Annotated in this window: 30 protein-coding genes and 1 pseudogene; 23 read left to right on the forward strand and 8 right to left on the reverse strand. The window is 47.1% G+C overall.

Annotation, left to right across the window (positions count from 1 at the left end):
• The first annotated feature begins 173 nt into the window (after window positions 1–173).
• The 3 genes from ACE5LO_RS22940 (at window position 174) to ACE5LO_RS22950 (ending at window position 3,992) form a co-directional block, all read left to right on the forward strand.
• The gene (locus ACE5LO_RS22940; protein ID WP_375522289.1) at window positions 174–539 is read left to right on the forward strand and encodes an ArsR/SmtB family transcription factor; all 366 of its coding nucleotides are present in this window, start codon (window positions 174–176) and stop codon (window positions 537–539) included.
• A 39-nt stretch (window positions 540–578) separates the two neighbouring features.
• Window positions 579–3,047, forward strand: coding sequence for a heavy metal translocating P-type ATPase (locus ACE5LO_RS22945; RefSeq protein ID WP_375522290.1), 2,469 nt, complete (start codon window positions 579–581; stop codon window positions 3,045–3,047).
• 81 nt (window positions 3,048–3,128) lie between these two features.
• Complete coding sequence (locus ACE5LO_RS22950; protein ID WP_375522291.1) at window positions 3,129–3,992, forward strand: cupredoxin domain-containing protein; 864 nt, start codon at window positions 3,129–3,131, stop codon at window positions 3,990–3,992.
• A 179-nt stretch (window positions 3,993–4,171) separates the two neighbouring features.
• On the opposite strand, the gene arsC is transcribed toward ACE5LO_RS22950, so the two are convergent.
• The 5 genes and pseudogenes from arsC to ACE5LO_RS22975 all read right to left on the reverse strand — a co-directional run bounded on the left by arsC (window position 4,172) and on the right by ACE5LO_RS22975 (window position 6,737).
• Window positions 4,172–4,591, reverse strand: a complete 420-nt coding sequence (arsC, locus tag ACE5LO_RS22955) for an arsenate reductase (thioredoxin) (protein WP_375522292.1) — start codon at window positions 4,589–4,591, stop codon at window positions 4,172–4,174.
• Between the two features lie 25 nt (window positions 4,592–4,616).
• Window positions 4,617–5,925 (reverse strand): annotated as a pseudogene (locus ACE5LO_RS22960) (arsenic transporter).
• Window positions 5,926–6,012: 87 nt separating this feature from the next.
• Window positions 6,013–6,339 (reverse strand): ArsR/SmtB family transcription factor, encoded by a 327-nt coding sequence (locus tag ACE5LO_RS22965; protein ID WP_375522293.1) that lies wholly within the window; start codon window positions 6,337–6,339, stop codon window positions 6,013–6,015.
• Between the two features lie 131 nt (window positions 6,340–6,470).
• Window positions 6,471–6,599 (reverse strand): hypothetical protein, encoded by a 129-nt coding sequence (locus ACE5LO_RS22970; protein ID WP_375522294.1) that lies wholly within the window; start codon window positions 6,597–6,599, stop codon window positions 6,471–6,473.
• 57 nt (window positions 6,600–6,656) lie between these two features.
• Window positions 6,657–6,737, reverse strand: coding sequence for an AbrB/MazE/SpoVT family DNA-binding domain-containing protein (locus tag ACE5LO_RS22975; protein ID WP_375522343.1), 81 nt, complete (start codon window positions 6,735–6,737; stop codon window positions 6,657–6,659).
• Window positions 6,738–6,936: 199 nt separating this feature from the next.
• On the opposite strand from ACE5LO_RS22975, the gene ACE5LO_RS22980 reads away from it, so the two are divergent.
• The 9 genes from ACE5LO_RS22980 (at window position 6,937) to ACE5LO_RS23020 (ending at window position 13,022) form a co-directional block, all read left to right on the forward strand.
• A complete protein-coding gene (locus ACE5LO_RS22980; protein WP_375522295.1) occupies window positions 6,937–7,227 on the forward strand; it encodes a DUF6809 family protein in 291 nt (96 codons plus the stop codon).
• A gap of 69 nt (window positions 7,228–7,296) precedes the next feature.
• Window positions 7,297–7,524, forward strand: a complete 228-nt coding sequence (locus ACE5LO_RS22985) for an AbrB/MazE/SpoVT family DNA-binding domain-containing protein (protein ID WP_375522344.1) — start codon at window positions 7,297–7,299, stop codon at window positions 7,522–7,524.
• The gene (locus tag ACE5LO_RS22990) at window positions 7,508–7,663 is read left to right on the forward strand and encodes a hypothetical protein (RefSeq protein ID WP_375522296.1); all 156 of its coding nucleotides are present in this window, start codon (window positions 7,508–7,510) and stop codon (window positions 7,661–7,663) included. Before ACE5LO_RS22985 ends, ACE5LO_RS22990 begins: the two co-directional genes overlap by 17 nt.
• A 25-nt stretch (window positions 7,664–7,688) precedes the next feature.
• Window positions 7,689–7,904 (forward strand): hypothetical protein, encoded by a 216-nt coding sequence (locus ACE5LO_RS22995; protein ID WP_375522297.1) that lies wholly within the window; start codon window positions 7,689–7,691, stop codon window positions 7,902–7,904.
• Window positions 7,905–8,290: 386 nt separating this feature from the next.
• A complete protein-coding gene (locus ACE5LO_RS23000) occupies window positions 8,291–9,382 on the forward strand; it encodes an FAD-dependent monooxygenase (RefSeq protein WP_375522298.1) in 1,092 nt (363 codons plus the stop codon).
• A gap of 128 nt (window positions 9,383–9,510) precedes the next feature.
• On the forward strand, window positions 9,511–9,873 hold the full coding sequence (locus ACE5LO_RS23005) for a hypothetical protein (RefSeq protein WP_375522299.1): 363 nt from the start codon (window positions 9,511–9,513) through the stop codon (window positions 9,871–9,873).
• Window positions 9,874–10,017: 144 nt separating this feature from the next.
• Window positions 10,018–11,424 carry an SEC-C metal-binding domain-containing protein gene (locus tag ACE5LO_RS23010; RefSeq protein WP_375522300.1) on the forward strand — a complete coding sequence of 469 codons (1,407 nt, stop codon included), beginning with the start codon at window positions 10,018–10,020 and terminating at the stop codon, window positions 11,422–11,424.
• 153 nt (window positions 11,425–11,577) lie between these two features.
• Entirely contained in the window at window positions 11,578–11,793 is a 216-nt protein-coding gene (locus tag ACE5LO_RS23015) for a hypothetical protein (RefSeq protein WP_375522301.1), read from the forward strand.
• Between the two features lie 230 nt (window positions 11,794–12,023).
• Window positions 12,024–13,022, forward strand: coding sequence for a LacI family DNA-binding transcriptional regulator (locus ACE5LO_RS23020; RefSeq protein WP_375522302.1), 999 nt, complete (start codon window positions 12,024–12,026; stop codon window positions 13,020–13,022).
• 131 nt (window positions 13,023–13,153) lie between these two features.
• Here the strand turns inward: ACE5LO_RS23020 and abnB are convergent, their stop codons facing one another.
• On the reverse strand, window positions 13,154–14,659 hold the full coding sequence (gene abnB, locus ACE5LO_RS23025) for an arabinan endo-1,5-alpha-L-arabinosidase AbnB (RefSeq protein ID WP_375522303.1): 1,506 nt from the start codon (window positions 14,657–14,659) through the stop codon (window positions 13,154–13,156).
• Between the two features lie 202 nt (window positions 14,660–14,861).
• Between abnB and ACE5LO_RS23030 the strand changes: the two genes are divergently transcribed.
• From ACE5LO_RS23030 to ACE5LO_RS23045, 4 genes are read left to right on the forward strand one after another with little or no spacing between them, the layout of a single operon-like run.
• On the forward strand, window positions 14,862–15,113 hold the full coding sequence (locus ACE5LO_RS23030; RefSeq protein WP_375522304.1) for an AbrB/MazE/SpoVT family DNA-binding domain-containing protein: 252 nt from the start codon (window positions 14,862–14,864) through the stop codon (window positions 15,111–15,113).
• A complete protein-coding gene (locus ACE5LO_RS23035) occupies window positions 15,107–15,550 on the forward strand; it encodes a type II toxin-antitoxin system VapC family toxin (protein ID WP_375522305.1) in 444 nt (147 codons plus the stop codon). Before ACE5LO_RS23030 ends, ACE5LO_RS23035 begins: the two co-directional genes overlap by 7 nt.
• A 36-nt stretch (window positions 15,551–15,586) precedes the next feature.
• Window positions 15,587–15,775 carry a dihydrofolate reductase family protein gene (locus tag ACE5LO_RS23040; protein ID WP_375522306.1) on the forward strand — a complete coding sequence of 63 codons (189 nt, stop codon included), beginning with the start codon at window positions 15,587–15,589 and terminating at the stop codon, window positions 15,773–15,775.
• A complete protein-coding gene (locus ACE5LO_RS23045; RefSeq protein ID WP_375522307.1) occupies window positions 15,775–15,975 on the forward strand; it encodes a dihydrofolate reductase family protein in 201 nt (66 codons plus the stop codon). The genes ACE5LO_RS23040 and ACE5LO_RS23045 overlap by 1 nt, the downstream gene beginning before the upstream one ends.
• Before the next feature lie 227 nt (window positions 15,976–16,202).
• On the opposite strand, the gene ACE5LO_RS23050 is transcribed toward ACE5LO_RS23045, so the two are convergent.
• Complete coding sequence (locus tag ACE5LO_RS23050; RefSeq protein WP_375522308.1) at window positions 16,203–17,084, reverse strand: DMT family transporter; 882 nt, start codon at window positions 17,082–17,084, stop codon at window positions 16,203–16,205.
• 159 nt (window positions 17,085–17,243) lie between these two features.
• On the opposite strand from ACE5LO_RS23050, the gene ACE5LO_RS23055 reads away from it, so the two are divergent.
• The 7 genes from ACE5LO_RS23055 to ACE5LO_RS23085 all read left to right on the forward strand — a co-directional run bounded on the left by ACE5LO_RS23055 (window position 17,244) and on the right by ACE5LO_RS23085 (window position 25,177).
• Window positions 17,244–18,146, forward strand: coding sequence for a LysR family transcriptional regulator (locus ACE5LO_RS23055; protein WP_375522309.1), 903 nt, complete (start codon window positions 17,244–17,246; stop codon window positions 18,144–18,146).
• Window positions 18,147–18,214: 68 nt separating this feature from the next.
• Entirely contained in the window at window positions 18,215–19,447 is a 1,233-nt protein-coding gene (locus ACE5LO_RS23060; protein ID WP_375522310.1) for an aminopeptidase, read from the forward strand.
• A 104-nt stretch (window positions 19,448–19,551) separates the two neighbouring features.
• A complete protein-coding gene (locus ACE5LO_RS23065; protein WP_375522311.1) occupies window positions 19,552–20,586 on the forward strand; it encodes an agmatine deiminase family protein in 1,035 nt (344 codons plus the stop codon).
• Between the two features lie 19 nt (window positions 20,587–20,605).
• Window positions 20,606–21,481 (forward strand): N-carbamoylputrescine amidase, encoded by an 876-nt coding sequence (gene aguB / locus ACE5LO_RS23070; RefSeq protein ID WP_375352996.1) that lies wholly within the window; start codon window positions 20,606–20,608, stop codon window positions 21,479–21,481.
• 257 nt (window positions 21,482–21,738) lie between these two features.
• Complete coding sequence (locus ACE5LO_RS23075) at window positions 21,739–23,004, forward strand: MFS transporter (RefSeq protein WP_375522312.1); 1,266 nt, start codon at window positions 21,739–21,741, stop codon at window positions 23,002–23,004.
• Between the two features lie 103 nt (window positions 23,005–23,107).
• Entirely contained in the window at window positions 23,108–24,040 is a 933-nt protein-coding gene (locus tag ACE5LO_RS23080) for a LysR family transcriptional regulator (RefSeq protein ID WP_375522313.1), read from the forward strand.
• Between the two features lie 15 nt (window positions 24,041–24,055).
• Window positions 24,056–25,177 carry a 5-methyltetrahydropteroyltriglutamate--homocysteine S-methyltransferase gene (locus ACE5LO_RS23085; RefSeq protein ID WP_375522314.1) on the forward strand — a complete coding sequence of 374 codons (1,122 nt, stop codon included), beginning with the start codon at window positions 24,056–24,058 and terminating at the stop codon, window positions 25,175–25,177.
• Here ACE5LO_RS23085 and ACE5LO_RS23090 read toward each other — a convergent pair.
• Window positions 25,174–26,097: a DNA-3-methyladenine glycosylase family protein gene (locus ACE5LO_RS23090; RefSeq protein ID WP_375522315.1), complete on the reverse strand. Its 924-nt coding sequence runs from the start codon at window positions 26,095–26,097 to the stop codon at window positions 25,174–25,176. The genes ACE5LO_RS23085 and ACE5LO_RS23090 overlap by 4 nt on opposite strands.
• Between the last annotated feature and the right edge of the window lie 126 nt (window positions 26,098–26,223).

The following is a 26,223-nucleotide window of genomic DNA, read 5'->3' on the forward strand; positions in this document are numbered from 1 at the left end:
GAAAGCCGTGTGCGGGAAATCCGCATGCACGGTTTGACGGGGAGTCCGAGGGAGTAATCCCTCGTCTTACCCTACTGTGTATAATTTCGGAACAATCAAATAAATGTTTGAATATATTGAGGGAGATCGTTTATTATAATATTCAAACAACAATAAGAATGAGTGGTGGTTAGATGTCTCATGATACTTGTGAAATTTACTGTTATAACGAAGAAACCGTTCATCGGATCAAAGAGCAGCTTTCTGTGACGGATACACAAAATATAGCCAAGATTTTTAAGGTATTAGCGGATGATACCCGAATGAAAGTTGCGTTTGCCTTGTGCCAGGAGGACGAATTATGTGTGTGTGATGTCGCCAATATTATCGGATCGACCGTCGCGACAGCATCCCACCATCTTCGGCTGCTACGCAATATGGGGCTTGCGAATTATCGGAAAGAAGGAAAATTGGTTTTTTATTCGCTCGATAACGAGCATGTAAAGCGGCTTATTATGTTTGCTCTTGAGCATGGAGAAGAAGAAAAAATGACAGTCTGAGTTTTGTTAGAGCTGATATTACTTAAAGGAGATAAACACATGAGTGAGGAAATGGATAAAAAAGAATCATGCTGCTCAACCCATAACTGCTCTTCGTCCAAAGAACCCGTGAATTCGATTCCGGAACCAGCGGGATGCCAAGACGATTGCTGCAAAGATACGAGCACAGACCAGGAGCATCCTGCGGTATCGCGTTCAGGTCAAAAGAATGATTACATGGTGCATGGGATGGACTGTCCGGCGTGTGCGTTGACGATTGAAAAAGCGGTACGAAGTATGGAAGGTGTCTCCCAGGTCCAGGTGAATTACAGTACAGGCAAAATGCAGGTCATTGCCCCAAATACGTTGGCATTGGCTGCGTTGCCTCAAACGATAAAGAAGCTAGGGTATACCCTGGAGCCGATTCAAGCCAAAGGAAAAGCCCGCGTTTACAATATCGAAGGAATGGATTGCGGTTCCTGTGCCCGTACCATCGAAAACCACTTAAAAAATGTGCCTTCCGTTAGCAGCGTAAGCGTAAACTTCTCGACAGGCAAAATGACGGTCGAACATGACAATTCCGTTGAGGACATCATGAAAGAAGTATCGAAAGCCGGTTACAAAGCTTCTTTGGTTTCGAGTAGAAAACAAAACGTCGCCCATCGAACAGATCGTTCGGGTTGGAACCTGGTTGTACTATCCGGAGTATTTCTTGCCCTTGCGTTCCTGGGTTCATACGCCAATATGCCGCCATTATGGCTAAACCTGCTTTATGCGCTTTCCATCGTTATTGGCGGATACAAGCCGGCCAAAAGCGCCTTTTATGCACTGAAAAGCCGTTCCTTGGATATGAATGTGCTGATGACCGCAGCGGTACTCGGTGCCGCAGCCATCGGGCAGTGGCTTGAAGGCGCCACGGTTGTGTGGTTATTTGCGTTAGGCAATGTCCTGCAGACCCAATCCATCGAAAAGACCCGAAATTCCATCCGCAGCCTGATGGATCTCGCTCCTCCTGAAGCGTGGGTGAAACGTGGTGGAGAATGGGTGAAAAAGCCCGTTGAAGAGGTTTCAGTCGGAGATGTGATTGTCGTCAAACCGGGTGAAAAAATTCCGTTAGACGGTGAAATTACGGTCGGAGAATCCAGTGTCAATCAAGCCCCCATCACCGGTGAGTCCATACCGGTTGATAAGCAGGCAGGAGATCAAGTGTATGCAGGAACATTAAATGAGCATGGAACCCTGGAGATTCATGTGACCAAATTAGCGGATGACACAGCGGTCGCCAAAATCATTCGGCTTGTGGAGGAAGCGCAGGAGCAAAAAGCTCCTACACAAGCGTTCGTCGATAAGTTTGCCCAGATTTACACGCCAATTGTGTTTATTGGGGCCATACTTGTGATGGTATTCCCGCCGCTGTTCAGTTTTGGCACGTGGGGAGAATGGTTTTACAAAGGCTTAGAACTGCTTGTAGTTGCATGCCCGTGCGCGCTCGTCATTTCCACTCCTGTTGCCATTGTCAGCGCAATTGGCAATGCTGCGAAGAATGGCGTGCTAATTAAAGGCGGTGCGTTTTTAGAAATCGCGGGAGCTGTCCAAGCAGTTGCGTTTGATAAAACAGGCACATTAACCGAAGGAAGACCCACGGTAACGCAAGTCATCCCGATGGAAGGAACGGAAGCAGATCTCTTATCCATGGCGAGAACCATGGAAGAGTACTCTACCCATCCCATAGCTCAAGCTGTTGTTCAATATGCTGACAAGCAAAATATTGCCGCACAACCGGGTACGGAATATAATAACATTGTCGGTAAAGGCGTACAAGCCATGATCGATCATCAAATATATTATGCTGGAAACGTCAGATTGTTTGAAGAATTGAACGTTCCACTCGTTTCTGTTCAAAACCGGGTTAAAGAACTCCAGGAGCAAGGTAATACGCTTGTTCTCGTTGGCACAGCAAAGAAACTGTTGGGTATGATCGCCGTTTCGGACACGATCCGTGAAACCAGCGCGCAGGCCTTGCAAGACTTGAAGCAAGTCGGGGTTAAAGAAGTGATCATGCTGACAGGCGACAATGAGGGCACGGCACGAAAGATCGCTTCGGAAACCGACGTTTCCCGTTATTTTGCGAACTTGCTTCCGGAAGACAAGGTGACGGCCATTAAAAAGGTGCAGGCTGAAGGCAAGACCGTCGCCATGGTCGGGGACGGGATCAACGATGCTCCCGCGCTGGCCACGGCCGATTTGGGCATCGCCATGGGCGGAGCTGGAACCGATACGGCAATGGAAACGGCAGATATCGTCTTAATGGCGGATAATTTGGAGAAGCTACCGCATACGATTCAGTTGAGCCGAAAAGCGCTGCAGGTGATCAAACAAAACATTTGGTTTTCGCTCATCATTAAATTTGTCGCGCTGATTTTGATTTTCCCTGATATTTTGACCCTGTGGCTGGCCGTGTTAAGCGATACAGGCGCTGCGCTGCTTGTGATTCTGAACAGCATGCGGCTGCTTCGGTTTAAACGATAAAGGGTTACAATGTCCCCTCAAGGAAGTTTTGTATCTGTCTTATTTTGCGGTATATGGTAAGTTCATTAGGAGGCATAAGAAGTGTTATTAACGATATTAAGCATGGTTATGGTTGTACTTTTCTCAGGATACATTGTTTTAAATACCTATAAGCGAAAAGAGAAACTTACGGGCATGGCTGGTATGATGACGGCTATGACCGTTGGTATGATGTCTAGCCTTGCGCTTGGTGTTCAATTAGGTATTGTGTTTCAATACGATTTAACAGTCCCTTCAATTATCGCCATTTTGTTCGGCTTGGGGGCTGGATACTTCACAGGAAAACCAGTCAGCCTCATGGCGGCTTTGGACGGCATGTTGGCTGGAATTATGGGTGGAATGATGGGCGCAATGCTCGGGGCGATGCTTGGTTTTTCCTATATAATGGTGTTGTTTGTTGACATCCTATTTATTTTTATAATGAGCGTTGTTCTTCAATTAGCGGATCAAGAAACTGGTAAAACACATATAACAAAGAAAAGTGAGATTACTATGCCGTTTATTGGAGGTATGCTAACGGTTGCTTTTGGAATCGTAGCAGTGGGCCTAACGTTATTTTTCCATTATCAAGAGAATCAAACATCTGCAATTCAATCACAAAGTCTTCAAATTCAGGAGCAGGATTCTCTTCAAGAAAATGCAGGATATCAAATGGTTTCAGTCGATGTAAAATCTGATGGTTTTGGTCAAGGAAATATCGAAGTAAAAGCTGGTGTTCCGACGAAAATAAATTTTAAAAAACAAACAGGTTTTACCTGTATACGAAGCGTGCAGTCTAAAGATTTGGGAATAGATGTGTATCTAGAAAAGGGAGATAACTTCGTTACCTTAAATGACTTGAAACCTGGAACGTACAAATTCAATTGTGGCATGTACATGTATTATGGAACAATCACCGTTATATAATATCTTTAACTTCTTACGGGGTAGTTTGCACTTTTCTCATTGAGTTCTGTAAGCTGAGGTCCTGATAGGCTTCATTGATTGGGGTTCCCCGCTAATACTCTGTGAAGGAGAATGGACGAAAGAACATCATGTTTTCGTATAAAACAAGCCAAGATTTCTCCCGGCTTGTTTGGTTTTTATTATTCACCTGTATCGGCAAATTTCTTGATGCGTTCACCAACTTCATCACGTACTCGCTGGAATACAGCCCATTTTTCTTCGTATGTGCCTTGTGCTTTCGCTGGATCATCAAATCCCCAGTGCTCTCGTCTTACTTGAGGAGGAGTAATTGGGCATTTATCTGCTGCATCGCCGCACAAAGTAACGACCAGATCAGCGCTATTCAATAGATCGGGATCGATAATATCTGATGTTTGATTGGAGATATCAATTCCAACTTCCTTCATAGCTTTTACTGCGTTTGGGTTGAGTCCATGAGCTTCAATGCCCGCGCTGTATACATTCCAGCTATCTCCCAAGTATTTTTTGGCCCAACCTTCGGCTATTTGGCTGCGGCAAGAGTTTCCTGTACATAAAAAGTAAATCGTCTTCTTTGTCATGCAGATCGTCTCCTTTATTTTGAAATCAAATGATGGATAGCCAGATGTACAATCCTAACAGAGTGACAAACAGCGTTGGAATGGTCAGTACAATTCCCGTTTTAAAGTAGATCCCCCAAGAAATTTTAACTCCTTTGGAAGAAAGAACGTGCAACCACAGCAAGGTGGCCAGGGAGCCGATTGGCGTAATTTTTGGACCTAAGTCAGAACCAATCACGTTGGCATATACCAGCGCTTCTTTGAGTGTGCCGGTTGCTGTAGTGGCATCTATAGCAAGAGCATCGATCATTACCGTCGGCATGTTATTCATAATGGACGAGAGAATAGCTGCAATGAAACCCATACCTATGGTAGCCGTAAAAAGGCCCTGATCTGCAGCTTTCTGTATGACAACTGCAAGCAAATCCGTCAGGCCGGCATTACGCAGCCCATAGACCACCACATACATGCCGATGGAAAAGAACACGATGGCCCACGGGGCCCCTTTGACTACCTCTGCTGTAGGAACAACGGCACTTTTATTGACCATGAACAAAAAGAAGATAGCTATTACTCCGGCAACAATGGACACAGGAACTCCGAAAAATTCGCTGATAAAATATCCAACCAACAGTACAGCCAATACAATCCATGAAAGATGGAACATCTTCAGGTCTTTAATAGCCTCTGCCGGTGCTTTTAAAGTAGTTGCATCGAACTTTTTCGGAATGCTTCGTCTGAAAAATAAATACAGCACCAGAATACTGGCCGCCAGGGAGAATAGATTAGGTATGATCATATGTCCGGCATATTCCATGAAGGTTATGTCAAAGAAATCGGCCGATACGATATTCACCAGATTGCTGACAACAAGCGGCAGTGACGTGGTGTCCGCAATGAAACCACTTGCAATAATAAACGGAAACACTTTCTTCTCATCAAACTGCAGTGCCCGTACCATCGCAAGAACAATGGGGGTTAAGATCAGAGCTGCTCCATCATTCGCAAAAAAGGCTGCCACAATGGCTCCCAAAATCGAAACATAAATAAACATCCGGATGCCATTTCCTCTTGCAGCCTTGGCCATATGTAGAGCAGCCCACTCGAAAAAGCCGATTTTATCCAGGATCAGCGAGATCAAGATAATCGCCACAAAAGCGAGTGTCGCATTCCATACAATCTGTGTGACATCCCAAACATCCTGGAAATCAACTACGCCTACCAGTAAAGCCAAAACAGCTCCGCCGCATGCGGACCAGCCAATAGACAAATTTTTGGGCTGCCAGATAACAAGCGTTAAGGTGATCAAAAAAAATGATACCTGCCAAAAACACCAAAACAACAGTTCCCTCCATTCTCGGTTTAAGATAAGTACAATCATCCATATATATTCGCACATGATTATATAACTATTCACTTATATATACAACAGGATAAATCCATTACTTGCAGTTGGATGTAACCCCTTCTTTTTGTAAAGCTGCGAGAATTTCTTGTGGCCCAGGCATATTTTGCAAAACCTCTTTAATATAAGGCTTATCCTCCACGTTCAAAGAATAATATACCCATTGTCCGCGTTTATCTTCTTTAACAATCCCGTGAGCTTTTAATTTACGTAAATGCTGGCTGACTCCAGGCTGGGAGATGTCCAAAATATCAACAAATTCGCATACACACCATTCCCGTTCCTTCATCAGAGATAGCATCGTCAAACGTGTTTTATCAGCCAGCAGCTTTAGTTTATCAGCAGCATCCCAAATTTGCTCCATATCTGTCCCCCCATTGATATAAACTTATACTTATATAATAATGAACTGATTCAACATAATCAAAAACTTTTAAATAAAATAACACTGTCAATCGTCTGTGGAAATGTCACTTGTTCGAATTGGAGGCCGTCCTACCAGGGCTCCTCGGACTCCTTCACGACATTCATGAGAGCTTCGGCTAGTTCTTTCTTGCGTTCAGGAATTTCTGCGGCAAAATATTCTTCGGAGTACCCATTGTTAATCAGATCTTGTTTAATCAAATTCTCCAGATCGTCCAGATCAAACGACCTTGTTTATCGATGTCAATTTTTAGGTTGTCACGGGGGGATATTAAACTTTTCACGAAGCTCTTTGGGTATTGTAATTTGTCCGCGTTCATTTACTTGAATGTCGAACATCCCAATTCTATTTTCGGTATTTCAAAATTCTGATTTCATATTTTCAGTATACTGCACTAGGACTTCCTCCGCTTAAGGATATAAAAACATTTTTAGCGATTATACCGCTAAAATACGATGTGCTTTGATTGATAAGGTATGATACGGAAGAGGGACACTGTGTCCGCGGCCATATATCTGAAATCATAGGAGGAGAAGTATGGGCATTATTTTGGAAAATCTGTTCTATGGAAACCTCAGACCTAACGAATGCATACGCCCTGCAAATTCTGAATATCTCAACCTCAATCGAAAGATTTCTTCATTAATGGATTCCTATCACAAGAAGCTTTCACCGGAAGAATACGATGAGTTGGAGAAATTAATTGACTTGTTAGGTCAATCGACATCCATGTATTCTGCTGCCTCATTTACTGAAGGTTTTCAGCTTGGGGCCAAGATGATGATTGAAGTGTTTGGGGGAACGGATTTGAAAAGGGAGGGGCAATGAGTGAATTTCAATTGAAAAGGAAAATCTAACGTCATATAATGAAAGTAAGGAATGTAAGGATTTATAGGAATTCCCAAAGCAATCCGCGAACGACTAAATTTAGAGGAAGGCGATAAGGTCGCTTTTATTGAGGACGAAAGCGGCAAGATTGTCATCACAAAATCCAGTGTGGTCGCCTTACGTGAATTTTTAGATTCGATGGCGAAGGAGGCAAGGGCCAAGGGAGTCAACGAAAACGACTTACTGGACGATTTAGAACAAGTTCGGGAGGAAATGTGGAGTGAACGAAAGAAATAGTGGGATGCGTGTCTTTGTGGATTCTAACGTTCTGATCTCTGCCATGCATTCAGAGAACTCGGTATCCAGTGTTATTGTTGCAGAATCTGCCGATTCCGTGTATCTTGTTGAAAGTAAGAAAAAAAGAAGCTTACTATAACATAGTACATAGGAGGGGAACCGGGATGACCCGTTATCTTTTTGAATATGAATTGAAATCCACTGGCTACAAAGGCGAATTCAGTTGGGTGGCTGAAAGCGAGGAGCAGGCGAAGACGGCCGTTCATGAACGCATTGCCGATCAGGAGTTTGTAGACATGGATGATGTGATTGTGGGCAAGCTGCTTAAAACGCTGGACGCCACCAATCAATACTATGAATGCGAGGGTTGCAGCTCCTAATCTGCAGATGATGTAACATTACAGATTTTAGCCGAGAAAGCCCTACCTTCAGGCATGGGATGAATCGGATTAGGACAAGGGCTGTCTAAAGACAGCCCTTGTCCTATTTTTATAAGATTCTAGAAATTACAAACTTATTGGAATAAACTTCCTGTAATCGCAAGAAAAACTACTGCTAAACGCGGTCTGTCTTCTGTGAATGTACATCGATAGACGTTTTTCTTATATCGTGGTAGAAGTGAAGCTTACTGAGGTATATTCAGATGTACTTCTGGCTCCGCACGAGCTGTTCATATTCAGTTCATAAAGTGATGTTACTCTGTACAACGTCATTAAAAATATTGTGGATTTATTGACATGAATACAACCATCACGGGGGATCGAATATGAAAAAAAATATCTTAATCAGCGGGGCGAGTTTCGCCGGTCTCTCAACAGCCTACTGGATGAATAAATTAGGCTACAACGTGACCGTTATCGAGATCGCCAAAGGTCTCAAAAAAGGTGGCACGCCTGTAAATATCGGCGGAAATACCGTCGATATCGTGAAACGTATGGGGCTGCTCGACCAAATCCAGTCGAACAAAATAGACATGAAAGTGATGGAATTTAGAAATTCCGATGATGTCACTGAAAGGTTGGTATTCCGTGAGCAGCCCGTGGAAGATGAATACGAAATCGAGCGAAATGTATTGCTGAACATCATGTTCGAGGCAGTCAAAGATGATGTCGAGTTTATTTTCGGCGATAGCATATCGTCGTTAAAGGAAGAAAGTGACGGTGTCATCGTAGCTTTCAATGGGGGGCAAAAGCGCTCGTTTGACCTTGTATTTGGCTGCGATGGTATTCATTCAGCTGTCAGAAAATTTTGCTTCGGCGAGGAGGTGGAATTTTCGCAATTCCTTAAAACTTATTTCTCTATCACGATCGTGGATAAGTTGTTGATTCCGGAGAATACGACACAGATGTACAATGAGCCGGGCAAAGCGGTCATGCTGAATGCGTACAACAATAAAACCGATATCGTCCTCTGCTTTTTTTCGGAGAAGGAAATTCCTTACGACTACCGAAACGAAGAACAGCAGCGGAATATCATTTTGAATCAATTTTCCGGAGTAGGCTGGCGAACACCAGAATTGCTGGAAGAAGTGAAGGACTCGAAAACATTTTACTTTGACAAGCTGTGCCAGATGAAAATGCCGTCGTGGACAAAAGGCAGAGTAGCGTTGGTCGGTGATGCTGGATACTGCGCCTCTCCGGCTGCTGGTATGGGTGGATCGCTCGCAATAGATGGGGCGGCCGCCTTGGCCGATGCTTTCCAAAAATGTCATGGTAATTTTGAACTTGCGTTCCAAGAATACAATAAGAGTTTCCGTCCTTTCATCGAGGAAGTGCAAGCAAACGCGGCAATATCTGTAGAGTTTTTTATCCCACGAACTGAAGAAGCCATTCACGCAAGAAATTCGCAAGAAGGATAACTAGGAACAACGCGCACGGGTAGTACCAGCCTAGCTGGCACTGCCCGCATTTGTTTAAGAAGCAGGGGGATCTGAGGTTGTGTTATACTGATTTAAGTGAAAAATCAAAAAAACGGGAGACGAGATACATGGATAAACTCGACTTGATTCTTCGGAAGCTCGAAGCTCTTGAAGAAGGACAAAAAGCTCTTGAAGGAGGGCAAAAGGCTCTTGAAGAAGGCCAAAAAGAACTAAACCAAATCAGCCGCGCGATTCGTGACCGTCAAGAAGAAACTGATGCAAAGCTAGACGCCTTGGCTATGGATGTACATAAACTTCACGGCAAGATAGAGGCACAAAATGAGAAGGTGAATGCCCTATCCGACGAGCTGCACACATTTCGTAGAGAAACAAAAAGAAACTTCCGCCAGTTGGAAGGTCACATGCGAATGCTTGACAATGACTTTGAAGAAGCTGTAGAGCGTATCGACCAGTTGGAATCCCGTCAATAGGGGCTCCGTCCTCAGCGTAAGGTGTCATCAAGTGCCAACTAAAAAATGGAACAAGTTAAATCGGTCATCCTAAACGAAAGATGACTTTTTGTAATCTGAGCAGCACGTCATGCGGCAACTTGCGAAATGGGAAGGAAGGGAAGCATGAAAAGGAAGGAAAAAGGAGTTCATCCGGATTTGATCGCTTTGGTGACCGGGGTAAGGCCTCCGGCGGACGAAATGCCGACAGTCGCGATGCTGCCTGGAAAGGCGGCATGCCTGGTTGCAAGACGCATTAAAAAGATCGAACCGATCTACAAGCCGAACAAGCAACGACTGAGGTGCCTGCACTGCGGGCACGCTGCGGTATACGACATAGGCATGACCGTCTTTGACGGAGCAGGGTGGGCGCAAGTGGTGGAAAGCGGCAATAGCCTTTCTAATCCGGAATCGGATTTCGATACGCGGCGGAACTTGATCGACAATGCACAATTTACTGGTTACATTCGTTGTGTCAAGTGCAATGGTGCAGGGGCATGGGAGTTCACTTCGTCGCTCTTTACATTAGGACTGTTGGGGCGTGTAATGCGGGCGAAGGAGGATCCGGATGCGGGCTTTATGTTTGGCAAAATCCAGTTGCACGACGGGACATGCACGCAATGGATGAGCGAAGGCGAAGAACGGTTTCTGGAACGGCTCAGAACGGAGACGATGAACAGTTATTTGTGGAACAAGCTGGGGAATCTGTATGAGCAGGGTGGACAGCCGGAACTGGCGGCGGCTGTTTTCGAGCATGCGGTCGGAGTCGATGTTATGCAGGTGGAATCCCACTATTCGCTAGCCAATTTACTACTTGAGATCGGAGAATCGGAGCTTGCTGCGAAACATTTTCGTCAGGCGCTTGTGTACGCCCGCTTATACACCAATGTCGAGGCGTTGAAACTGCGCCAATTTTTGGCGGACGGGCTTTGCAAGCTGCTGGATATTCATCATGAGACGAAGCAAAAAGTTCCTTTCTTGCCAACAGAAGAAGAGCTTGCCGCTGTAATGCAGCAGGATGAAACGGCTTTCGGATCGCAAGTATTGCATGCCTATGAATTTGACTTGCGCCCAGGGGACATGGAGTCGTTCCTGCCGGTAGCGGAAATGTACATGGGTAAACGAACGGAGGAGATTCCCGAGCATGAACGCAAGCTGCACAAGCCTTCGTCCGCGCAGATGCTGAAAAAAGGGGTTGAGACGATGGTAACGAAGAATAAGAAGGATTATTCGGAGAAAAACTGGGGGTCCGAGCGTCAGCCGATTATTGTAAAGGTAAAGTCTGAAGAAAGGGCGGCGCAGGTTGCACGAGCATGCGATCATTTCAACTGGCATTATATTATGGGGATGGAATATACAGAAGATTTAACCGATTTGAAGAAAGCGATTCGAGAAAAATATGCGCCTGCGAATGTATACGAACCTTGTCCTTGTGGCAGCGGGGAGAAGTACAAATTTTGCTGTGCAAAAACGATGAAGAACTTTGATCTGAACGACTACCTGAAAACTTTTGAGAACGCGTCGTCATCGTAAGCGAACAATCTGCAGGCCGGTGGCACTGAAGTAGTCAGTAAACTGGAGCACTTTTTTTCTGTAGATCCAATGTGCTGGTGCAGCTGCTACTTGAGCAGAAGGCAAGCCTGATGATAAAATACTGTCAAAGGCAGTGAATGGAGCGTGGAAAGCATGAAAGAGCTAGAAAAGCGCATGGATGAAATAGACAAGAAATTTGATGCAAGGTTTGACCACATGGATAAGCGTTTCGACCGCATGGAAGACATGGTAACACAACTAATCGGAATCGTTAAAAATACTAATGAAATGGTTCACGACTTGAAAGCAGAAGTACATGACATTAAAAAAGATATCAGAATTATCAAGGCAGATGCAGAAATTAATTAGCAAAACAGGTGATAATGGAAAAAAGCGGGACAAGACCAGAGTACCATTTAAAGTCGCTAAATAAGCGGCTTTTTTGTTTTAAAGAACCACATTCCTGTCCCAGGCATTTTTTGAAGCAAGGGCGCATTCTGCGGAAAGCCCCTTTTTCTTATTAATGTTCTTTTGAAGGATGCAACTGATATGGTATTGTTGTGATATAGGCTAATATGAACGGCAAAGAAGGTGCAAATATGGCAGCCACAATTAAAGATATCGCCAAACTGGCCAACGTATCCCATACAACGGTATCCAGAGCGCTGAACAACAGCCCATTGATCAAGGAGGAGACCAAACGCAAAATTTTGGAGTTGGCCGAGCAGTTGAACTATACCCCGAATTACAATGCCAAAAGCCTTGTGATGCAGCGGTCTCATACGATCGGGTTATTTTTCACCAGCATTTCGCGCGGGACGTCCTCCAGCTTTTTTGCGGATACGATTAGGGGAGTGAACTCCGTCATTGATACGCATTTTAACCTGTTTGTGCGCGGAATCGATGAGTTTGACGATTTCTCCTCCATCCATGGCCGACGGTTTGACGGCATTTTATTGATGAGCCAGAGTGAAGAGGACAATCCTTTTATCGATCATGTGCTGCAGCAGGGCATTCCGCTCGTCGTGCTGAACCGCCAAGTAACTGGCGAGGCAATCATTAATATCATTTCAAATGATCTGGAGGGGGCCTATCATGCCGCTTCTTATCTTATTGAATCCGGCCATACCCGGGTGGCTTTAATAGAAGGCCGGGAAGGCTTCAAGTCTTCACAGCGGAGAAGAGACGGCTTCGTGAAAGCTCTGGTTGAGCATCAATTGCCGATTCACAATGAATACATAGTAGCAGGCCAGTATGATACGGAAAGTGGAAGTGAAGCCATGAAGAGGCTACTCGCTTTGGCGGAACCGCCTACTGCGGTTTTTTGCTCTAATGATGATATGGCCATTGGTGCCATGAATGCAGTGTTCGAGCAGGGCATGAAAGTGCCTGAGGATATTTCCATCGTCGGGTTCGATGATATCGGGTACTCGCAATATATGACCCCGCCGCTGACAACGGTCAAGAGACCGATTGAACAGATCAGCGCAGCCGGGGCGTCCTATATTTTGGAGCTGATCCAGTCGCCGGTCACAGCAGAAAAATTAATCTATATGGGAACCGAACTGGTCATCCGAAAATCGGTCGGTATGAAATAGAACTTAAGGAGGGGCCGTGAGACACATGGCGTTATGGTTGAGAGACCCTGCCATCGGAACAAATAAGCAAAAAACGGATCTGTGCTCCACCCAAAAGTGGAGTACAGATCCGTTTCGTATTGAGCCTTCACTTACTCAGCCGCATGACTTCCCCAAATCGCCGTGCCGTCTCCAGACAGGGCCGAGAAGGTCGTGACGTAGCTCTGGGCACCGTTGTCCCATTGGCGCAGGAGTTTTCCTTTGTAGGTTGTCCCGTTCAGCGTAAGGGTTATATCGTTCTTGCCGTTCTTTTTCCATGTCCCTGATACAGTTCCTGTGACTTTACCATCCTTGTTCAGCATAATCGCTGCGGAAGGCTTGATGTCTGCCGAAATATCCTTGCCATGATTGATGTACTTGTACACTCCTGTAATATCTCTGGGAGCGACCGAACGTTCCGTTTCACCTGCATAGCGATGAGGAGCAATCACCGGCCATCCGGCCTCATTCATCATGACTCTGTGCACGCGGACCTGATGCTCTTCACCGCGTCCGGGGAAGCGGGTGTGGAAGAAGATGAACGTTTCGCCGCTCTTCGGGTCAACATATACAGAATTATGACCTGGGGACACATAACCCTGATCTGTATATTTTTCCCCATCCAGTGCGGAAAATTTGAAGTTGCCCATAAGCTTGCTTCCATACGGTGCAATGGATGCATCGTCGAATAAAGTGCCGTCTGCACCTTTGGCGTTGATCATATCTTTGCCTGCCGCATCTACATAAGGGCCGTCCGGGCTTTTGGAACGCGCAACCCTGATGTTATAGCCCCCAACGGCATCCAGCCCGCCAAAGGACAAGTACAAATAATAGTAGTCCGTTTGCGGATTATACACGATATAGGGAGCTTCGATGCGGCTGTGGTTGCCGCCAAGCAGCTTTTTGCCATAACCTTGCCCAGGAAGCGGCTTGCCGGTCTGCGGGTCCATTTCCATAATAAAAATGCCGCCCGAATACGACCCGTACACCATCCACAGCTTGCCATTCTTATCAATGAACACGTCCGGATCAACGACATTCGGGTGAATGGTCGCATCATAAATGGTCCCGTCCTCACTGATTTCGTCCCACATTCCGGATTTTAAAATAATGCCCGTATCCTTGTAGGGGCCTTCAGGATGATCAGCGACCGCAACACCCATAGCTGACCGGGGGGAGTCCCCCTTGCAGGCGTTGTAATACATATAGTATTTCCCATCCGCCAGTTGAATGACGTCGGCAGCCCATAATGTGTTGCTTTGCGCCCATTCGAACGTTTCACGAAGCTCCTCGAACACATTGGGGATGAGCGGGTTATTGTTGTCTACGACGGTGGAGATTTGCTGCCAATGCATAAGGTCCTGGGTTTTGGCGGAGGCCAGATGGGAGCCGAAGACGTAAAAAGCATCACCGCTTTTAATGACTGAAGGATCATGAACAGTGACCTCGGAAAAGGAGGGGATCACATCGGATTTTTTGTGAACGCTTTCAATGGTGGGCGCTGAATCAGCAGCCGTTAAAGCAGCAGGGGAGGCTGAGGCAGCTCCATTGACGATACTACTGCCAGCCACAGTCAGGCAGGATAACAAAAGCAAAGCCGTTTTTTTACTTTGTTTCATTACAAACCATCCCTCCGTATGTATATTGATATACAAATATATTTATGAATTAACATTATTATAAATCACCCAAAGAAGCAAATGTTTTTTCCATATTAATACATCATTCATTGGGTTGCGAGGAAATACAATCAGATTAGACGAATTGAATTATTGTATGATATGATTTGATTATATCAGAAATGACAAGGAGATGACCTGCATGGATCATGTTATTAAATCGGAAAGTGAAATTCGCACAAGATATCAGATAACTATACCCGAGGAAATAAGAACGAGGGCGAAACTTAATATTGGTGATTCATTACTATGGCAGTATGATGAAATTCATCAAGAAATCATTGTTATGCCAAAACCCAAATCTTTCTCTGACAAACTATGGGGCCTTGGCAAAGACATCTGGGAACAGGAATCAACAAATGATTACATTCGTAAGGAGCGTGCAGAATGGTAATATCGAACTTGCTCCATGGTAGTAAGAAAATTGCGTTAGACACGAACCTTTTCATTTATGTTTTTGAGCAACATCCCGAATTTGGTGAGAAAGCTAAAGCGATTCTGGAGCAGATTGAGGATGGATTCGTTGCCGCGGTGGCTTCTTCCGTCTCTTTGACTGAAATTTTGGTTAAACCGATACGTGAAGGAAACCTGACTCTGGAGAAGCAATACAAATTGCTTTTCTCCCACTTCCCCAACCTTACCATCTTACCAATCGATAACATGGTCGCCGAACGAGCTGCCTATCTCCGAGGAAAGTACAATATTAAAACACCAGATGCATTGATCGTCGCCACGGCGCTGGTGGCCAATGCGGACTTATTTATAACGAACGATCAACGACTCGAAATTATCAAAGAAATAAAATGTGTATCCTTGGACCAACAACATTAAGTCAGTTAGTAATCCAGATTCAGGAAGAACTCAATTATGAGAAAAATTATTGTGCTTGAACATATGACATCTGGCGAATGGCAGCCGTCCGTGTTTTTAAGTGGAGATATTGCGGAAAAAATCACTCAAATCAAGCAACAGCAAGGGCCAGATTTGCACGTTTGGGGAAGCGGTGATCTTATTAGACGCTTATCAAGCATGATTTGGTCGATGTGTTCTGGCTGATGATACTTCCTATAACGTTGGGCAGTGGAAAGCGGTTGTTTGCTGATGGCACGATCCCGGCGGCCTTCAAGGTGACGGAAAGCAAAGTCGCCCCGAATGGCGTTATTGTCGTGAATTACGAGCGTGCAGGCGCAATCACAACCGGAAATGAATATTCGTGTAGTGTCAGGCAGCTAACTAAAACAAAACCTGCTGCTTAACTGACGGGAGACTATAGTTTAATGCTCAGTGGCTGTTGGATTGGTACCGGTAGTCACACACTCCTACCGGAAAGTCATCCTAAGTTTTTCGCGTTTTGTTGGCGGGGCCCGAATATAAATTACAGGAAATCGGCGATTACTTTTTGCTATTTTGGTTCAGTTAAAAAAGGGCAAGCTTCCAGCGCGCACCGAATTTCTATTGGTGCGCGCTGTTTGGTCTATTTGTTTCAACCTGTATGGGCCTGCGCTGGAGCATTGGCTGATCTTGCCGGCTGGTTCGCTATGAACACTCCCATCAGGATAAGCCCGGCACCGATATAACCTTGCAGCCCCATGATTTCATTCAGGAAGACAAAGGCGAATAGGGCCGAAAAAACCGGCTCAAGCGAGAACAGGAAGCCCACACTTTCAGGGGTGGTGTACTTTTGTGTGATCGATTGCATGACAAACCCATAGGCACTGCAAATCAAGGCCAGACCAAGTACGGCCACCCAGTGAACGGGAGTTGATGGCAGTACAGGTTGTTCGAAAACAAGCATTCCAACCGACGCAAACAAGGCAGCAAACCCCAACTGATAGATGCCCAATTGCAGCGAATCCACCTCACGCACAAACCGGTTTGAAACGATAATATGGATGGCATACAACAGCGCTGCAGCCAGGCAATACATTGAGCCGATATCGAGAGCAAAACGGTCACCGCTGGTCAGCAGTAACAGCCCGGCAGATACGACGATCACGCCGAGCATGATTTTTGAATTCGGCAGCTTGCGGGTGATGACGGCCAAAAAGATGGGAACCATGATGACGGTCGTGCTGGTCAGGAAGCCTGCCGAGGAAGCGGTGGTGCTTTGCAGCCCATACAGCAATCCGGTGAAAAGGCCGCATAATAGAGCGCCAGAAATGGCGCTGTACTTCAATGTCTTCACATCAACCTTCCTTATTTTCGGAAAAAAGACAAGAGCAGTCACAAGGAAAGCAATACCGCATCGGAGTGCTGTCATGTTGAATGGGGGAATTCCCTGCACGCCCAGCTTCATCAACAAATACGATAAACCCCAGGCCAAAGATACCGTTGCTAAAATCCAGTTCGCTTTCTTCTGAGTCATGATGTCCACCTTTTACTAAAATAATTGCAGCGTCTAAAATACAGTGTCTAAATGCGGCGTCTTTATAAACGGCTTGAATCCCATCTTAGCCAAAGGTAGTATATAAGAGAAGTGAATATATATGATTCTGAATATTACATATTCTTATGAGGGTGTCGGATGAAAATATCAAAATACGAGGTGTTCGTAAAAGTGGTGGAGTTCGGCAGCCTGTCGCGTGCGGCGGAGTACTGCAACTATTCCCAATCGGCGGTCAGCCAAATTATCAGCTCCCTGGAAACTGAGCTTGGCATCAAGCTGCTCAACCGCAGCCATGCGGGGGTCTGGCTTACATCAGATGGTGAACAGCTCCTGCCATATATTCGGAATTTAAGCAGTGCTCATCATGAGCTGTCTGATAAAGTGTTTGAGCTGCTGGGCATCGAAAGCGGCTTGATTCGGATCGGCTCTTTTTCCAGCGTTTCCTGTCATTTGCTGCCGCCGATTCTTAAAGACTTTAAAGCCAGGCGCCCGAATATCAGGTTTGAGCTGCTGCAAGGGGATTATCGTGAAATCGAGCAGTGGATAACGGACGGGACGGTTGACCTCGGTTTTGTGGTGCAGCCTGCTGTAAAAGAGTTCGAGGTCATTCCCATTTGTGAGGACAGAATGCTGGCGGTACTCCCGGAAGGTCATACATATGCCCAGCATGAGCTGGTGCCTCTGCAGCTTTTTGAACAGGAGCCCGTTATACTGCTGGACGAAGGCACCAAAAAAGAAGTGCTGGAAATGTTCCGCAAGCACCGTATGAAGCCGCAAATCGAATACCGCTCGGAAGATGATTACACCATCATGTCTATGGTGGAAAACGAGCTCGGTATCAGCATATTGGCTGAGTTGGTCCTGAACAGAAACCCTTACCGGATTGTCACCAAGGAAACGAGCCCCGGCTTTTCAAGAAAAATTGGCATTGCCATCAAAAATAAAAGCCAGGCCTCCATGGCTGTCCGCTGCTTCCTTGAGTATGTGATTGAGAATAAGGAGCGTTATGTTACAGGGCCTTTAAAATATTCCGCCAGCTAAGCTTTGCAAGCATAGCGATAGAAGCGTATGATGGAAAGCGACTTTACATAACAGGAGTGTGTGCAAGAATGAAGGATTTCGACAAATTACTGGAACAATATGCCGAACTGGTCGTGAAGGTGGGGGTGAATATCCAGCCAGGACAGGTGCTGATGGTGACCTCGCCGCTCGAAACGGTAGAGTTTACACGGCTGATTGTGCAGAAGGCTTATCAGGCCGGGGCCAAGTATGTACAGGTTGACTTTGAGGATGAACAGATCGTCCGCAGCCGTTATGAGTTTGCCGATGACAGCACCCTTGATTATTTTCCGGCCTGGAAAGGGGAAATGCTGGAGAAGTTTGCCGAAGAGGGAGGGGCTACGCTGACGATCCGTGTGCCGGATCCGGAGCTGTACAAGGGCATTGATTCACAAAAGGTCTCCCGTTCCACCAAAGCGGCAGCCCGGGCAAGACGGGCATTCGCCGATTACACGCGCAACAGCAAAATCAGCTGGTGCCTGATCAAAGCGCCAACCAGAGCGTGGGCCAACAAAGTATTTGCCGATATTCCCGCGGAAGAGCGGATCAGCGTCATGTGGGACACCATTTTCAAAATGAACCGTGTCGATGGCGGAGATGCGGTGCAGAATTGGCATGAGCATTTGGAACGCCTCAAGGAGCTGCGGGCGAAGCTTAACGGTAAACGATACAAAAGCCTCCATTACCGCGCTCCTGGCACGGATCTGCATATCGAGCTCGCCGAAGGGCATATCTGGCACGGAGGAGCAAGCGAGACCCAGAATGGGACATCTGTTGTACATAACATGCCGACAGAGGAAGTCTTTACAATGCCGAAGCGGGACGGCGTAAACGGATATGTAACCAGCACCATGCCGCTGAATTTGAACGGCCGGCTCGTGGACCACATCCGATTTACCTTCAAGGATGGAAAAGTAACAGAATTTACAGCCGGGTCGGGCGAAGAGCATTTGGAAAATCTGCTTGCAACGGATGAGGGAGCCAGTTACTTGGGCGAGGTCGCCCTGGTGCCTTATGATTCGCCGATTTCGAATTTGAACCGGATATTCTACAATACTGGTGTTGACGAGAACGCTTCCTGCCACTTGGCTTTAGGCAGCGCTTATCCGACCAATATCGAGAATGGCACACAGATGAGCAATGAAGAACTGCTGCGGCACGGATGCAATGTCAGTCTGATTCATACCGACTTTATGATCGGCTCCGCCGAGCTTGATATTGACGGTGAGCTGCAGGACGGAAGCATCGAGCCTGTTTTCCGTAATGGGAATTGGGCCATCTAAACGCAGATGAAGTGGATTGAGCCAAAAGCCAACTTATTGTATTATGTTGTAGGTGCCCGCACAGCGGGTGACCATATTCTATAGTAAAGCGAGCCTAAGAACTTATGAATTCAACCCCATTTAACTATACAATGCCGCCTGAATGGGCTCGGCATGAAAGAACTTTTATATCCTGGCCTGTGCGTGAATCCATGGTATATCCTGATACCCATACCGCCGTATGTGAAGGTTATGCGGAGATTGTGCGTGCCATGGCCGAATTCGAGCCGGTGACGGTTGTTGTCAACCCGGAGGATGTGGAAGCTGTACAAAAGTTTAATTTTGGACCACAGGTCGAGCTGCTGCCAATTGAGCACAGCGACGCCTGGCTGCGTGATAACGGACCCACCTTTGTGAAGAATGACAAGGGGGAGCTGGCCGGAATCAACTGGAGATTCAACGCATGGGGAGGCAAATACGCGCCATGGGATCTGGATGATCAGCTTGCGCCCCGCATTCTTGAGCAGCTGAACGTTCCCCGCATTGATGCGTCTCTTATTATGGAAGGCGGCTCCATTCACGTGGACGGTGAGGGTACATTGATTACGACGGAGGAATGTCTCCTGAACCCGAACCGGAATCCGGAGCTGTCGAAGGTAGATATTGAAGAGCATTTGCGGAAATATACCGGGGTTAGCAAAATCATCTGGCTGAAAAGAGGTTTAAGCGGCGACGAGACGGACGGCCATGTTGATAATATCGCCTGTTTTGCTGCTCCAGGCAAGGTTCTGATCCAGGTATGCGACGACCCGGCGGACGAAAACTATGAGATTACGCGCGAGAATCTGGAGATTTTACGGCAGGAGACGGATGCCAAGGGAAGAAAGCTTGAGATTATTTCCATCCAGCAGCCGCCGCAAAGAATGCATGAAGACAGCCGTTTAACGTTAAGCTACATTAACTTTTACTTCGTTAACGGTGGAATTGTCCTGCCTGTATTTGGTGGTGAGGCGGAAGAGACTGACCGGCAGGCTGTGGAGCGGCTGTCCGAGATGTTCCCTGACCGGAAAATCCGTACGGTGGACGGCATGGCTGTCATTAAGGAAGGCGGGAACGTGCACTGCACCACCCAGCAAATGCCGGCTGCCGGAACTGTGTAACTTAGAGGAGGATAAGCGCTTGAGAAAAGTAAAAGTGGCGGCTACACAAATGAGTTGTTCAGCCAATATTGACGAGAATATAGCCAAAGCCGATAAGCTGGTGAGAGAAGCGGCTGCGCAGGGAGCACAGATTATTTTGCTGCAGGAGCTGTTTGAAACTCCATATTTCTGCCAGAAGGAGAAGTCCGATTACTTTGCGCTGGCTACGGAGCTGGAGGCCAACAAAGCGATCAGCCATTTCAGAAAGGTTGCCAAGGAATTACAAGTGGTGCTGCCGATCAGCTTTTATGAGAAAAAGAACTATGCGCGTTACAACTCCCTGGCTGTCATTGATGCGGACGGAGAAGTGTTGGGCAAATACCGTAAAAGTCATATCCCGGACGGACCGGGTTATGAGGAGAAGTTTTATTTTAACCCTGGCGACACCGGCTTCAAGGTGTGGAATACACGCTACGCCAAAATCGGGGTAGGCATCTGCTGGGATCAATGGTACCCGGAAGCCGCCAGAGTCATGACATTGATGGGAGCGGAAATCCTCTTTTACCCAACAGCCATCGGTTCTGAGCCGCAGGATTCTGCCATTGATTCGAAGGATCACTGGCAGACGGTCATGCTTGGACACGCAGCGGCCAATCTTATTCCTGTGGTGGCATCCAACCGGATTGGTGTGGAAGAGGATGATGACTCGAAAATTACGTTCTATGGTTCCTCTTTTATCGCTGGGCCGCAAGGGCAAAAGGTAACCGAAGCTGGACGGGCAGAACAAACTGTGCTGACAGCGGAATTTGATCTGGACGAGCTGGAAACCGGGCGCATCGAATGGGGCATTTTCCGGGACCGTCGCCCTGATTTGTACAAATTGATTGCTACGTATGATGGTGAGCAGAACGTGTAAATGAGCCAAAGGGCTGTCTCAAAAGGTCATGAATCATGATCTGAGGAGCAGCCCTTTTTCTATGAAATAGTGAAAATTAAGCTGAAATAAGTTTGGACGGTGAAATGAATCCATAATTTTATATCCGCTCCATGCGGTCTGGCTTTTTTCTTATATTGACTTGTTTGTGGCCGGGAGTAGAATGGGGAAGAAGTGACCATCATGGCAGTTGCAGACTGTCGAAGGAGTGCATTTCCATCGCTAACCCAGTTCATCCAGTGAAACGTCCTTTTTGGCCGCGACGGCGCGGCAAGCTTTCGGAGCAGCGCAGGCAGATTCGGATCGCAACCTGGGAGGGAGTGCCCTCCACCATATTTCAGGTGCTTCTCGGCGGACCGTTCCTTACCGGGTATCTGCTCTATCTGGGAGCCAATTCGAGTCAAATCGGCTTTGTATTGGCCATGACCACATTGGTGAATATTGCACAGCTTGGTGCTGCATATGGTATTCAGCGTATCCGCAGCCGCAGGATGGCCCTGATATGGTTTATTGCCGTACATCGGTTATTGTGGGCGGGAACGGGGCTGATCCCATTTTTATTTTCTAAAGATGTATGGGTGACCGTGTATATCGTGACCTACACGGCAGCTTTCATGGGCAACGCAGTTTCAGCTATGCTGTGGACGTCCCTCATCAGTGACCTTATACCTGCGAAGGTACGGGGGCGGCATTTCGGAATTCGCAATACGGTGCTGAACGCCTTGGGAAGTGTCTGTCTGTTTGCGGGCGGGTTATTGCTGGACCGTTATCCTGGCGGAGAAGGTTTTTTACTGCTCTTTATACCGATCTGGATTTGCGCGGTTGCCAATATTGTCATCTATTTTTTCTATCCGGATTTGCCTTTTGAGCGATCAAAGGAAACCGCTTTCCTGCCTATGGTCCGCAAGCCCTTGCAGGATGCCGGGTTTATGAGAGCTGCCGGTTTTCTTGCTGGCTGGCTGCTCATGCAGACATTGATCGTACCGCTTTATTCCTATGCTATGCTTGAATTAATGCGGCTCAGCTACAGCACTGTTTCTTCCTTAACCGTGATCCAGACCGTTGCCATGATGATCAGCTTTTACGTGTGGGGCAACCTGAACGCCCGCTACAGCAACAAAAAGCTGCTCTTCTGGACACTGCCGTTAATCGCAGGCTCCTGCCTGTCCTGGGGGCTGCTGTCGCTTTTACCAGCGCTGCCTGTACTGATCGTTTCTCACATATTGCTTGGAGTCGGAATAGGCGGCTTCAACCAGTTGGCTTTTAACTTCACCATCGGGGATACGCCGAAGAGTGAAAGGCCGATGTATGTGGCCATGTATTCGGCGTTAACGGGCCTGACCTCATTTCTGGGACCGCTTGCAGGTGGAGCTGTTTACCAATGGATGAAAAGCTTGCCTCCGGCACTGGATTGGTTTGAATTATTTGGTTTTCCGGCATGCATTGGTGTGCTGATGCTGGTTATGGCCTTCACGTTGGGAAAACGTGTTTTGACCACAGACTGATTTCCCCTCCTTCACAGGTGAATGCACTTATGCGTGCCCGGGAGTGGACATTAAAAAGAGAACAATTAAGGTAAGTGACAGCCAGCAGGAAGGGGGGAATAGATTGACACTACAGCAACTGCGGTATGTAATCGAAATTGCGAACTGCGGCTCCATGAGCGAGGCGGCCAAAAGGCTGTTCATTTCACAGCCAAGCCTCTCCAATGCGATCAAAGAGCTGGAGAGCGAACTGGGGATTACCATTTTCGAGCGCACCAACCGTGGCATCAGCCTCTCCATTGAGGGGATGGAATTCCTGGGATATGCCAGGCAGATGATTGAGCAGGCTGACTTCATCGAAAACCGCTACAACGGAAAGCAGCACAGCAGCAACCGTTTTGCCGTGTCTACCCAGCATTATGCTTTTGCCGTCGATGCGTTTGTGAGGCTGATGAAACAAAGCGAATTGAGCGATTACAGCTTTCATTTGCGCGAAACGCAAACCTATGAAATCGTGGACGATGTCAGGACGCTGCGCAGTGATGTGGGAATTTTGTATATCAATGAACGGAATTCCAAAGTGTTAAACAAGCTTTTCAGTGACGGAAGCTTAAAATTTACGCCGCTTTTTAATACACACCCGCATGTATTTATCCGTGCAGGCCATCCTTTAGCGGGCAATAAGACGATTTTGCTTGAGGATATCTCGCCTTATCCATTTATCAGCTTTGAGCAGGGGGACAATAACTCACTGCACTTTGCGGAGGAGATGGTGGCAGCCGCCAGTATCGATAAAAGCATTAAAGTCAATGACAGGGCTACCTTATCCAATCTGTTGGCCGGAACAGACGCTTATACAATCGGCACAGGCCTTCTGGCTTCGGAGCTGGAAGAAAATTCATTCATTACGATTCCGGTGGAGAATGGAGAAATGTTCACAGTCGGCTGGATCACGCATAAAGAACGCAAGCCCAGCCCGATTGCGTCAGCCTATATTGATCTGCTGAATGATTTGGTTTCCAGACATTTCTTTAATATCAATCACTTTTTACTTTAGTCCAGGAGGAACTATATGCCAACATTTATTACGGGGAGCAAGCGAAACACAGCGCCGTTTCGGTATGATATCGTCGGCAGCTTTCTCCGGCCTGAAAGTCTGAAAGAAGCACGCCGCCGTTTCGCAGAAGGAGAAATCACAAAGCAGCAGCTGCAAGATGTGGAAAATAATGAAATCGCCAAACTGGTCAGTATGGAAAAAGAGCTTGGACTGCAGGCCGTAACGGACGGCGAATTCCGCCGCTCCTGGTGGCATCTCGATTTCTTTCTCGGGATTCAAGGCACCCGGAAGATTTCGCTTAACCAAGGACCCGGACGGACAGACGCCGGGACACGGGCGGAATCCTTTCAGATTGTGGATAAAATAGCCTTTGCCCAACATCCCATGGTGGAGCATTTTAAACAGCTTCATGCCCTGGCAGGGGCCGCAACGGTTGCCAAATTGTGTATTCCTTCACCGTCACTGTTCCATTTCGTCCAGTATTATAACGGAAATTCAGTGTATCCCGATCAGGAGGAGCTTTACCGCGACATCATCCAAGTATACCGGGCAGCTATTCAAGCCTTCTATGATGCAGGCTGCCGTTATCTGCAACTGGATGATACCGCTTGGGGCACGCTGTGCAGCGAGCGACACCGGGAGCACTTACAATCGGTTGGCATGGACCCTGATCGGCTTGCCGCCGATTATGTGCGCCTGATCAATGAAAGCATTGCGGACAAGCCACAGGATATGGTCATCGCACTGCATGTTTGCCGCGGGAATTACCAATCCACCTGGTTTGCGGCAGGAGGGTATGAGCCTATTGCCGAGCAGCTGTTCTCGCAGGCGAAGGTCGATGCTTTTTTCCTCGAATATGACAATGAGCGTGCAGGAGATTTCCGGCCTTTGCGCCATATCCGCGATCAATTTGTCGTCCTTGGGCTGGTTACGACCAAGCATGGGGGACTTGAAAGCAAGCAGCAGCTTAAAGAGAGAATTGCCGAAGCCGCTCAATACGTAGATATTGACAAGCTCTGTCTTAGCCCGCAATGCGGCTTTGCCTCGACCGAGGAAGGCAATTTGCTGACCGAGGAAGAGCAGTGGGACAAAATCCGGCTTGTAATTGAAACTGCAAATGAGATATGGACCGGCTAATACAGCACCCTCCACAGATAAAAGGTGGCATACGCTTCCCATGGCGACCAGTCGGCGGACAGCTGCAGTAGCTCCTGCCTGGTCGGCTTGCGGTCAGAGCCGAGCACTGCTTTTACAGCGTTATGCAGGCCTACGTCATCGATCGGAAAAGCCGACGGGAAGCGTAGACACCTCATCAATACATAGTTGGCAGTCCATGGACCGATGCCACGGATGGAGGTTAGCATCTGTTCCGCTTTTTTGATGCTGCCTGCCTGCAAAAGCTGCTCCTTGCTCAACTGGCCGCTTGCGATCCGGCGGGCTACTTCAATAAGATATTCGCTTTTTCTGGCAGTGAAGCTCAGACTCTGGAGTTCTTCTGCTGTTAAAGCCGCAATGCGGTGGGGGGCGGGGAAAATCTGATATGGCTGCCCTTCATGCCATACGGAGCTGCCATAAGCTTCAACGAACCGTCTTTTCAAGGTGTATGCGAATGCAAGATTGATTTGCTGTCCAATGATCCCCCAGCATACGGCTTCAAACAGATCGGGAATTCCCATAATACGCAAGCCGTAAAACGACTTGGCCGTCTGGCTCAGCAGCGCATCCGATTGGGCCATCTCATAAAAGGGAGCAAGATCCCTGTCCAGATCGAACCAGTCACGTATGTGAAATGCAATATCCTCGCGAAGTTGATTGCTAATGCCGCCTGATTTCTCCAAAAACCGGACATGCAGCCCGCCGCTCTCATCCGGACTGATTTCAACCATTACGACTTCCTGTCCTGCCTGAATGGCCTTATATACTTTGCCGTCACGGATCTCCATCATGCACTCATTGGTCGATCTGGCGAGGTATTTCAGATTCTCCTGGAAGCTGAATTCGACCGGCACAGGAACAGCAATACCATCCGGTAAATCCGTCCAAAGTTTTGTATTCATGGGGCTACCCATCCCTTTCCTGATGCAAAACTCTTCCGTGCTTAATTACACAAAAACAAGAACATATGTTCACATCTATCTTAGTATGCCATATCAAATTTAGCAAGCAAAATCCGGAGGCGAAGA

Source organism: Paenibacillus medicaginis (genome assembly GCF_042138635.1).
GTDB lineage: Bacteria > Bacillota > Bacilli > Paenibacillales > Paenibacillaceae > Paenibacillus > Paenibacillus medicaginis.